18 protein-coding genes are annotated in these 9116 nt (G+C 49.1%); 4 read left to right on the forward strand and 14 right to left on the reverse strand.

The genetic code is table 11. The features are described from left to right. The 14 genes from Q5Y71_RS15960 to Q5Y71_RS16025 form a co-directional block, all read right to left on the reverse strand. On the reverse strand, window positions 1–354 hold a 354-nt coding region (locus Q5Y71_RS15960; protein ID WP_306043087.1), incomplete at its 3' end, for a 3TM-type holin. Window positions 355–600: 246 nt separating this feature from the next. After that, window positions 601–834 carry a DUF5062 family protein gene (locus Q5Y71_RS15965; RefSeq protein ID WP_306043088.1) on the reverse strand — a complete coding sequence of 78 codons (234 nt, stop codon included), beginning with the start codon at window positions 832–834 and terminating at the stop codon, window positions 601–603. A 171-nt stretch (window positions 835–1005) separates the two neighbouring features. After that, window positions 1006–1383 (reverse strand): D-Ala-D-Ala carboxypeptidase family metallohydrolase, encoded by a 378-nt coding sequence (locus Q5Y71_RS15970; RefSeq protein ID WP_306043089.1) that lies wholly within the window; start codon window positions 1381–1383, stop codon window positions 1006–1008. Window positions 1384–1551: 168 nt separating this feature from the next. Beyond that, window positions 1552–2298, reverse strand: coding sequence for a hypothetical protein (locus Q5Y71_RS15975; RefSeq protein ID WP_306043090.1), 747 nt, complete (start codon window positions 2296–2298; stop codon window positions 1552–1554). Window positions 2299–2730: 432 nt separating this feature from the next. Continuing rightward, window positions 2731–3384: a hypothetical protein gene (locus Q5Y71_RS15980; protein ID WP_306043091.1), complete on the reverse strand. Its 654-nt coding sequence runs from the start codon at window positions 3382–3384 to the stop codon at window positions 2731–2733. A gap of 34 nt (window positions 3385–3418) precedes the next feature. Further along, window positions 3419–3709: a hypothetical protein gene (locus Q5Y71_RS15985; protein WP_306043092.1), complete on the reverse strand. Its 291-nt coding sequence runs from the start codon at window positions 3707–3709 to the stop codon at window positions 3419–3421. A gap of 121 nt (window positions 3710–3830) precedes the next feature. Beyond that, window positions 3831–4328 (reverse strand): recombination protein NinB, encoded by a 498-nt coding sequence (locus tag Q5Y71_RS15990; RefSeq protein ID WP_306043093.1) that lies wholly within the window; start codon window positions 4326–4328, stop codon window positions 3831–3833. Continuing rightward, on the reverse strand, window positions 4315–4560 hold the full coding sequence (locus Q5Y71_RS15995; protein ID WP_306043094.1) for a hypothetical protein: 246 nt from the start codon (window positions 4558–4560) through the stop codon (window positions 4315–4317). The genes Q5Y71_RS15990 and Q5Y71_RS15995 overlap by 14 nt, the downstream gene beginning before the upstream one ends. Next, entirely contained in the window at window positions 4557–4772 is a 216-nt protein-coding gene (locus tag Q5Y71_RS16000) for a hypothetical protein (RefSeq protein WP_306043095.1), read from the reverse strand. Before Q5Y71_RS16000 ends, Q5Y71_RS15995 begins: the two co-directional genes overlap by 4 nt. Beyond that, window positions 4769–5149 (reverse strand): hypothetical protein, encoded by a 381-nt coding sequence (locus Q5Y71_RS16005; protein WP_306043096.1) that lies wholly within the window; start codon window positions 5147–5149, stop codon window positions 4769–4771. Before Q5Y71_RS16005 ends, Q5Y71_RS16000 begins: the two co-directional genes overlap by 4 nt. After that, window positions 5100–6020, reverse strand: coding sequence for a hypothetical protein (locus Q5Y71_RS16010; protein ID WP_306043097.1), 921 nt, complete (start codon window positions 6018–6020; stop codon window positions 5100–5102). The genes Q5Y71_RS16005 and Q5Y71_RS16010 overlap by 50 nt, the downstream gene beginning before the upstream one ends. 145 nt (window positions 6021–6165) lie before the next feature. Further along, a complete protein-coding gene (locus Q5Y71_RS16015; RefSeq protein ID WP_306043098.1) occupies window positions 6166–6342 on the reverse strand; it encodes a hypothetical protein in 177 nt (58 codons plus the stop codon). An 18-nt stretch (window positions 6343–6360) separates the two neighbouring features. Beyond that, the gene (locus Q5Y71_RS16020) at window positions 6361–6549 is read right to left on the reverse strand and encodes a hypothetical protein (protein ID WP_299942157.1); all 189 of its coding nucleotides are present in this window, start codon (window positions 6547–6549) and stop codon (window positions 6361–6363) included. 68 nt (window positions 6550–6617) lie between these two features. After that, a complete protein-coding gene (locus tag Q5Y71_RS16025) occupies window positions 6618–6821 on the reverse strand; it encodes a Cro/CI family transcriptional regulator (protein WP_306043099.1) in 204 nt (67 codons plus the stop codon). A gap of 72 nt (window positions 6822–6893) precedes the next feature. Between Q5Y71_RS16025 and Q5Y71_RS16030 the strand changes: the two genes are divergently transcribed. The 4 genes from Q5Y71_RS16030 to Q5Y71_RS16045 all read left to right on the forward strand — a co-directional run. Further along, window positions 6894–7610 carry a LexA family transcriptional regulator gene (locus tag Q5Y71_RS16030; protein WP_306043100.1) on the forward strand — a complete coding sequence of 239 codons (717 nt, stop codon included), beginning with the start codon at window positions 6894–6896 and terminating at the stop codon, window positions 7608–7610. 258 nt (window positions 7611–7868) lie between these two features. Beyond that, the gene (locus Q5Y71_RS16035) at window positions 7869–8324 is read left to right on the forward strand and encodes a hypothetical protein (protein WP_306043101.1); all 456 of its coding nucleotides are present in this window, start codon (window positions 7869–7871) and stop codon (window positions 8322–8324) included. A 15-nt stretch (window positions 8325–8339) separates the two neighbouring features. Next, window positions 8340–8831: an HNH endonuclease gene (locus Q5Y71_RS16040; RefSeq protein ID WP_306043102.1), complete on the forward strand. Its 492-nt coding sequence runs from the start codon at window positions 8340–8342 to the stop codon at window positions 8829–8831. Next, window positions 8828–9116 (forward strand): hypothetical protein (locus tag Q5Y71_RS16045; protein WP_306043103.1); only part of this gene is annotated, 289 nt, incomplete at its 3' end. The genes Q5Y71_RS16040 and Q5Y71_RS16045, both read left to right, overlap by 4 nt.

The following is a 9116-nucleotide window of genomic DNA, read 5'->3' on the forward strand; positions in this document are numbered from 1 at the left end:
GGCTTTTTCAGCACTGCGGCCCACCACATAACCACCCAAGCCGATCTTTACGATCTCCAGCAGTGCCAGTGTTTGCTCCTCGCTGAGATTCTCTGCTGTCCATCCCAACCAATGCGCCACGACCAAACCGACAAACGTCAACATCGTCAGTGGGCGCCAGCACCGTTGTAGCCAGCTATCTCCACCAGCCTCAGCGGTGATAATACTGGTGGCGGATTCCAGCGCTTTCAGATCCATAGAGATCAACTGGCTGTCAATCTCAGCTTTGAGCCGGTTGGCCTCTGTTTTGTCTGGGAACGCTTTGTCGATGGCCTTACTAATCAGGTCAGAGATGGCCGTTAGGGCAGAAATCATCGATAACTCCAGATTGTAAAACCTAGGGAAATCACATTCTCCAGGCATGAAAAAACCGGCTCAGTGGCCGGTTTGGGGGTAGTTGAGTGTCTGGTAGAGACAACAATTGCAAAGTAGCTGATTTATATCTCCAAAATGCAAAAGGAACAATGAACCGCCGTATACGGACCCATATGTACGGTGCCGTAGGGAGGGCAGGCTAGAAACTCGCCTCTACCCAATTAGATGGAAAATGTATTAAGGCGCTCATTGCTTTGATGCCCAAATTGCCAACCTATGCTTAATCGCCTTTTGTGAAATCTTATCTTGCTGAAGAGGCTGAATTACCTTGTCATGTACTAGGAGACGATAAATATATTCAAGCTTTTCGTTAGCTGAATCGGTTGCCTCAAACTCAACAACTCCTCGTATAGTGCCGTATGCAGTTCCAAGAGCTAGAGCTTTCTTTACTAGCTCTTTTTCGTTTTTGAGTTTCTTCATTTTTACATCTCAAAATCTTCGTCGGGCTTACTTACTTAACACTTATAGACGAATCACCATGACCACTATTATCCTGATTGCTACCCCGGAAGCAATTCTGCAGCGGTCCACCTACGTTAATAATCATCAAATCAGAAGCTTGAGCAAATTTTATACAATTCGGAAATGCGGCTAGTAGCTCCAGACTGTGGGCCGTATACGCTCGCCCGAAATAGCTCCAAGATCATCCAAGTGCAGGAATCGCCCGCCATGAGGGCCATGCTGCTTTACCCCAATGCCGGTAAATCCTTCCTCTATTGCGATCCCCAGCAGCTCATAGGCACGCCCACCTGAAACTGATACATCCACAGCCTGCCCGGTAGTGTGTGTCATGGTCGAGCCGATACTGGCGCAGTGGTCCCGGCAGCGATAGCCAGAGGTGATCACCATCGGCTTGTTAAAGCGCTCCCTAACCCTGATCAATCGGCGCAGCATGTCATCCGAGAAGTGGAGTTTCCCGCAGCAACGGCAGGACAGCTCCGCTTTCGTGAAGTAGGCGTTCTTGAACATGGGATTACCAGATACGAAAAAGCCCGCACTGGGCGGGCTTGGAATTAATGAGAACTGTAAAGCTATAACTTCAGAGTTTTTAGAAACATTCCTACCTGCAAAAAGTTCCCTGGCACAAAAGTAAGAACACCCTCTAATTTTAATCTAAATGGTGTTATTCTACCGAAATTATAAAGGGTCATGACAAAAAGTTAACCAGGGTTTAATCTCGCAAATATCAGGGTCTTGAGTACCATAAGGATAGCCTGCAAAACCCACCCGGCTAGTCTTTGAATATACACCGTCATCTACAGTAACAGTTACTTCATACTCCCCTGCATATCTTGGATCCGCAGTAATAAATGGCGTAGTAGTGGTTTGATTAAATGCATAGTCGTGGTCGACGCTCACCTTCACAAAACTCCATCTATATACCACACCTATTCCTTCAACAGCTGCTTTTGAGTACTCAGTATCGTAGGCAGTGTTCAATTCAACATATATTCCGCTACTACTTACCGAAAGTGTCTTTTTAGAAATAGTTGGCGCAGACTGAACATTAATATTTTTGCAAAAATGACCAGTTTCTCCGAGTTCCTCTACTGGAATATCTAATGTCACATAATTTGAACCACGATTCGGAAAAGTTATACGTTTTTTTACCACCGCCTTAAAATCTTGGTAACTAAATTCATCAGACCCTGCATAGCCATCCAAAGTGTAAAAGTAACCAATTTCATCAAGGAGGAAAAGGCTGCTGCTTTCACGCTTATATGTTTCAGTGGCTCCAACTAAAACATATCTATCTCCTTGTAGCTTGGACGTATCGCCATCAAGTCCAAGATTGGTACAATAGTCCACCAGATATGGAGTGGCAGCATAACTTTGGAAGGAAGAAATAAACAAAAAAAACAGCGCTGGGAGTGACTTCTTCATATACAAAACTTTCCTTTTATTACTTTTTTAGGCAATAGAAGGCTACAAGCATTTAATGCAGAGCTCAAGTAGAAAAACGAAAACAAATAAAATGTACCAACTTGACCTTTTGCCAGCATGAAGAAAAAGTCAGAGAGCGATACGGCTACCAATATTGTACTACCCTGCTCATCGTTTATTTCTGATAATTCCGAACAATTACATCGACTGATGCAAGTACCCGATCCTGCAATAAAAGTCGCTACAGAGTACCCACCTGTTCCAGCGCTTGGCTATTGCAAAGCATCTGAGGATTTCTTCCATAGGGGGCAGTGACTTCGGACCAGACAGACGAATTACGAACACAAAAAAACCCGCCAAATAGCGGGTTCTTAGCCTGCAATGCGCAAAAACGGCATGCTAGAAAAAAGGTATCATTCTGGCACAAACCTGTCAACCATCTGGACACAACCTTTTTTTGTAATCTTCCACCACCTGAGAAATTGGTCCCAAAGCCCTCATGGGAAGTGGGTCCAGACGCCTCTGTAACCTTTGCCATAATCTTTTCCAATGCTTATCCCAGATGATTTTGTCACACCTCAAAAGTGTACGAGCCTGCTTTAGATCTATATGCCTGCCATTCACATCCCGAAGCGCACACGCGGTAATACAAAACAATGCCAACTTGCTGACCTGGGTTCTGTCGTGTGGCTCACCCCACTGGTCAAACTCACCCATCAAGTAGTGCAGGAGTGCCGCACGCTCTTTAAATCGCAATGCAGGTGGTGCATAAGCAGCCATCCCCCAGCAATAGGCCAGGGGGTCATCTCGACGCACCTGGGCAATCACGCTTTGAACCATGCCCTTTTCACAGGCATCCATGATTCGTCCAGCACTACCCTTCCCTACCAGTGTCTCCGATGCTTCTGTCCTGGGGGCTGGCAATCGACAAATCACCTTTCCCTCATCGTCCCGAAGAACCGTTTTCAGCCTCCGCCTGGAGCCGGTCACTGCTGTACTCTTCCCAGCGATGGCCTCATAGTCGAATGCCGTGGTTGGGCTATCAAGGGCATCATGCCAAGCCTGTCTTGCACTTTTGAATCTCAAGCTCCACCTCCTATCCAGCGCTATACCGGATTGATCAAAAGTATCCAACGAAGACCAAACGCCCACTATTGCCACCAGCACGCTGCGTCAGCATGTCCCTGTATTGCTCGCGGTAGTGCCTGGATATTTCGCTCTTGTGCTTCTGCTTTACATCCCGCCTGGCAAGCCGGGCATTATCCATGTGGCCTTTCTTCTCCAGCAGGATGTCGTAAGCACCATCTCCGAGCTGTACTCTCACCCATCTGGTGAACTCGTGCGGATTGCCTTCCAGAAAGTAGTGGCAGCTTGTGCAGTGGGCAAAGGCGTTGTCCGGGTCAAATCTCACTGCGTAGTTACCGCGTCCGTGAAAGTGGGAGCATTGCAGCCCGGCACTATTTTCCGGATATTGGGTTTCGCAGTGCTCGCACCGCCATCCTGCCCTCTCCCGAACACACCTGGAGAACCACTTATCCGCGCTTGTTATCTTTACGCCCACGGCTCAACTCTCCCCAAATTGCCTTGTATTGCCCCACATAGGGATCTACTACAGTGATGTTCCAGAAGTCGAAGGCAAAGCGACGTACGTTCTCTAAATACTCCGAGAACTTCTTTTTGCTCAGCTCGGTCGTGGAGCCATACAGGGTGATACTCTTGCCCTTTGCCTCAATGCTGCCGATGGCCAGAAACTTCTGTTTAAAAATCTCATGCAGCACATCCTTGGTATATGGGTGTTCAGTGCCGTTGTCACACGGAATGACAATGCCAGCCTCATCCAGCTGGCGGGAGATTTCTGAATAAACCCAGCCCCATAAAAAGCGATTCTGTAAGGTACTGCGTGTTGCCTTAAATGGATCCACCTTCACCGCCATCGGCTTGTCAGCGTTTGGTTTCAGACGGTTTAGGCTGTCGAGAACGCAGGCTTTCTGTGTTGGAGTCCGCACTACCCAGAATTCACCCTCTATCATTTAACGCACCTCCCGCTTGATTGTCGCTAAACTGGTACGGTCTGGAATACACACCAACCAGGTTGGAACCCTGTGCAATGCGCTGCTGCGCTACGGCAGTATTGGCGAAAACCACATCGTATAGACCCTCGTACTGCTTACCCTCGGGGTTATTACGGAAAACAGCCAGCGGGCTTGTTTTGCTTGCGGATTTCAGCCGCCTTACAATTTCTTTTTGTGTCATCCAGCTCATTGCTTTGCCTTCCTATCAACAATCAAACAGATCACAGCGACCGGCCAGAACAAACAGCCGAATTTTTGCTTCTGTTTTGGAAACTCTTTCCAGGTCAGCAACTCTTCATCAGCGTCGGTTCTATGCAAGCTCCGGCACGCTTCCAAAAATCGATAGAACAGCACTGCCCCAAGCAGCCAAAGAGCTATCGCAATCCAGGGCCAAATATTCACGCTTCCTCCTTCGTGAACAGGGATTTCAGGCTGTCTAGGGTTTGGCGACCAACAGTCTTTGAGCGCTTCTGCGCGGCTTTATCGGGCAGCTTCAGGGGTTCAAACTCTCGGTACATTTGTGACCCAGTAACCGGCTGACACATGCCAACAAACTCTGCGTAGTTGGGTGGCCAGCTATCAATCTCGCCCTGCCGGGCTGCCTCTTGGTTTTTCTGCTCAACGTATTTCATCCCTCGATGCCATGCGATTTCACTCAATCCGCGAGTTTTCTTCGCCCACAGCATGAAATCCTCGCTGTAGCGACCGGCAGCCTTATCCGCTTCGGAGTCATACAGGGCATGTTGGGACGCCCACTTGTGGCCGTACAACTGGGTCATACGCTTCCACAGAGCCAGGAGCAGCTTCTCGTGCCGAGGCTCTAGCGAACGCGGCGTTGATTTGTGCGTGCTCCTGCTGGAGGCGGTTGCCAGGGCTTGGGTTATGGTTTTCATGGGGCTTTCCTTGCTTGGGGAGCGGATATTCGTCCTGCCAGTGCAGATCTGGGCCGAAAAACGTTTTGGCCTGTTTCACATACCGGGTGCCAGTGTCACCAGTCGCCTTGCAGTAGCTGGCGTAACGCACAAGGCCAGCGCGGATAGGCTCGAATGGAAATTGTTTTCTCAGGGTGCGGTATGCCTTCAGCGCTCCGACCTTGGGATTACCACCGGCTCGCTTAGGGTAAATCTTCCAGAGTTGGGCAAATTCCTGCTCAATGGGATCGGGTTGATCAGGAGGCGGATCACTCGACAGATCGCCAGTGTTTGTATTCTGATCTTGGTTAACTGATAGATTGGTATACTGATACGTCGGATTTTTTTCCGACCTTACCTCGGATTTTTTTCCGAGTTTGCTCGGATTTTTTTCCGACCCTCGGATATTTTTCCGAGGCACCTCGGATTTTTTTCCGACCTCAGCCTTATTCCACTCGAAACCCTTCTTGGTCACACGGTAGTGATCGCCACCATTGATGATTTTTCGCTCAATCAACCCCTTGCGGATCAGCTGTGTACCCAATCGGTAAATGGTGTCTCTCTTGTCAGAGAGAATGGGCAGCTCCTCGATGATCTTGCCCTTGCTGAGATACCAGTAGCCGTCCTGCTTGTCCGCCCAATACGCAGCATTCAGGATGAAAGAGAACAATGTGGCCTGCTGAAGGTTCAACTCCCACTGGATGCTCTTGGCCTGGTTAATGGAGAGCGTTAACTCCACTTTTGCCTCCGTCCGCTTCTGCGGCTCTTAAATAATTTTGGTACTGTTATTTGGAAAGGTGCCGGTCTGCCCCGGCTGCCTCTGTGGGTGTTGTTTTTGATTAGTGTGCTTTCTTGGCCATAATCAGCCATCTTTCAGGGCCTATTCAGGGCCTCCTGAACGCCCGGATATTTCCTTTCGGAACTCCGGGCTTATTTCGTTTCTTTATCTCTCGCACCAAAAGTTCACCGGTGAAATCTTCCGCAGCCTTGCCATTTTTTTTGGCCAGTTGTTCTACCTTTTCGATATTCTCTTGGCTCAAAAGTGATATAAGTTCTTTCATAGGCCCTCTCCGGGGCCTTCAGGCCGCTTGACCTTCGTTGCTATCCTCATCCGAGAACAGCGCTAGCTGTGCTTCAACAAGCTCACGCACCAGGACTGCTTTTTGCGTTCTGTTGAACTCTGCTAGTGACTCGATAAGTTTGTAGGTCGCGTCATCGACGCGTAATTTGATCTCACGATCCTTAATGTGCTTGGGGTCTGCATACATGCTTAATATCCTTATGCCGATTTATTACTGTGCTGTGCCCTGGCTCACGCGTGTCGTTTTATTTGGTGCTATTCTTTTTTGGATGAAGGAAGGTCGCGAATTTCATCGAGCAAGCCGCGTTTGTGAGCAGCCCACATGACTCTATCCCTGATTTTTTTCGGCAAATGTTCTGGCCACTGGGAAATGGCGCCTTTGGTGATCTCTAGGGCACCTGCTATCGCCGTATAAGTCCCGAACAATTCTCGGGCCTGCTGCTTAGTTTGAATGTCCATGCCAAGAGGTTAGCAATCTAAACAAACCAATGTCAAGCATTCTATACCTAAAAAGGTTTAGCTTTCTTAACTATGAAAACTTTTGGTGAACGCCTGCGCCAGGCTAGAAAAGAAGCAAAACTGACCCAGAAAACACTTGCTGATAAAGTTGGAATCACTAAATCCGCTATCAGCCAAGCTGAACTGGGCTTATCGAAAGGGTTATCGCACACCAGCTTGGTTCGTGCCTGCCGCGCCATGGACGTTAGTCCGGAATGGTTGAGCTTCGGAAAAGGTGAAATGCACCCCTTTCAACCTCCATTGCAGCGCGTCAAAGAGCTCAGGCCAGCCGAACACACCCAGCCAACCGGCAATACTGAAAGCAATGTTTCGCCTGGCCCCCCCATCCGCGGGCGTGTCCCATTAATCAGTTGGGTCCAGGCCGGTGAGTTTTGCGAAATAGTCGACTTGTTTGAACCTGGGGACGCGGAGGAATGGCTACCATGCCCAACCGCACACTCAGACCGAACCTATGCCCTGCGTATAAACGGCGATAGCATGACCAGCCCTTATCCAGGCCAGCGATCATATCCGCCAGGCGTAATTGTGTTTGTAGACCCTGATCGCGAAGTTACCAATGGTTGCCGTGTAATAGCTAAGCTTGAAGGGGATGTGACTTTCAAAACCTATTCGGAAGATATGGGGCGCCGATATTTACGCCCTATCAACCCCACATGGAAAACACAGGACATTACCGACCTCCCAGTAGCTATCTGTGGGGTAGTGATTGGCTCATATATGCCTGAGTAACAGTTAATGGCATAGTGGAAAAACAGACTACTTTGACTTTAACCGAGCCTAGCTGCCCGCCAAACATCCTAGCCCCAATAACTAAGCCCCCCTTTCTATAACAGGGCCTACCGCGAGGCGGGCTTTCCCTTTCCCTGCATCAGTATTGACCAGCCAGTCGTATTTAATTTTATCTTGAGAGTTTAGTTTGCTTGACTTTACATGGTAAGTTTAGCATTCTACACACACTGAAAGACGCTTCGGGGAGGGACACCAGCCATGCACACCACCAACTCAATCAGACCAGTAGAAAGTGCACTGAGGGACTTTGAGTGTCGCCAGCAACCTCAGCCCAGCAATACACAGAAACGGCTGACTCTGGTACGGCGCTATCAAGTCCTGGCAGATGTACCTGCCCAGTACATTCATGCAGAGGTGCATTCTGAAATCGAGTCTGATCAGGTTGAGTTCTGGGGTCGCCGGGAATTTAGCAACACCGTCGTAGACTACCTCGATAGCTTTTTGGTGTATCCGCCTGCCTTTCTGCACTCTCCTGAATACAGCGAAGTAGAAGCCATTGAGCTGGCTAACCGTCAACGCAAAAGCATGAACATCCGCTTCACCTTCGAGTGTCCCTGTGATGACAGTGATGCGGCAGGTGACTGGCTAGAGGAAAAGTTGGAAAGTGGGCTTTACCCAGACTGGCACATCGACGAAATCATCCCACTCAATTAGAGGAGGATACCCGAAATGAAAAGACGCCTCTCCGAGAAACGAATCATCAAGTTCATTAAGTGGTTAACCAGCCAAGGTGCAGAGATGCTGCCAACCTCCGATAAGCGTGAGGCGGTTCGTTTCCGCTGCTCCCAGGGAATCGGTGTCATCCACCGAAATAGCAAGGGGCTGTACTCCGTTAGTGGTCCAGTCGCTACAGAGGCTGTAATCGCGTATTTCTCTGGCGAAAAGTGGGCAAGAAAGGCAAAACCAACTGTGCGATCTTACGTCAACAAGCGTAAGAAAGAGCTTTTGAAGCGTGATGGAAATGAGTGCTTCTACTGTGGCCGGTCACTTGGTGAAGATGTCACCGAAGAACACTTAGTTGCGCTCAATCAAGGTGGTCCGGACCGATTAGAAAATCTGGTTTTGGCTCACAGGGCCTGTAATAACGATGCTGGCAATCTTCCAGTTATTGAGAAGGTTCGACTGCGTGAAAAAATGCGGGCTGAGGTGAACAAGAAATGAAAACCAGCATAAGCACCGCCGTAGTCTGTGTAACTCGCATCGCCAGTTATCTATTCCCGACCCTGAAAATAGCTGTAGTTCGTGACCGCGAAACAGACTGGTGGAACGAGATTTGTATAGCTGTTCGGGAGCGCTGCCGCAATGCCTACGAGCGCCGGGGATGCCTGGAAAACCCCTACCCTGCAGGCGATTTGCGACGCTGGGAGTGGATACAGGAATCCCAAGCAGTAATTCGTGAACGTTTGCAGTCAACTCTGGAAGACATTAGTTGGGCCGAAGAAGCCG

Origin of the sequence: Microbulbifer sp. 2205BS26-8 (assembly GCF_030731025.1) — a bacterium.
Taxonomy (GTDB): Bacteria; Pseudomonadota; Gammaproteobacteria; order Pseudomonadales; family Cellvibrionaceae; genus Microbulbifer; species Microbulbifer spongiae.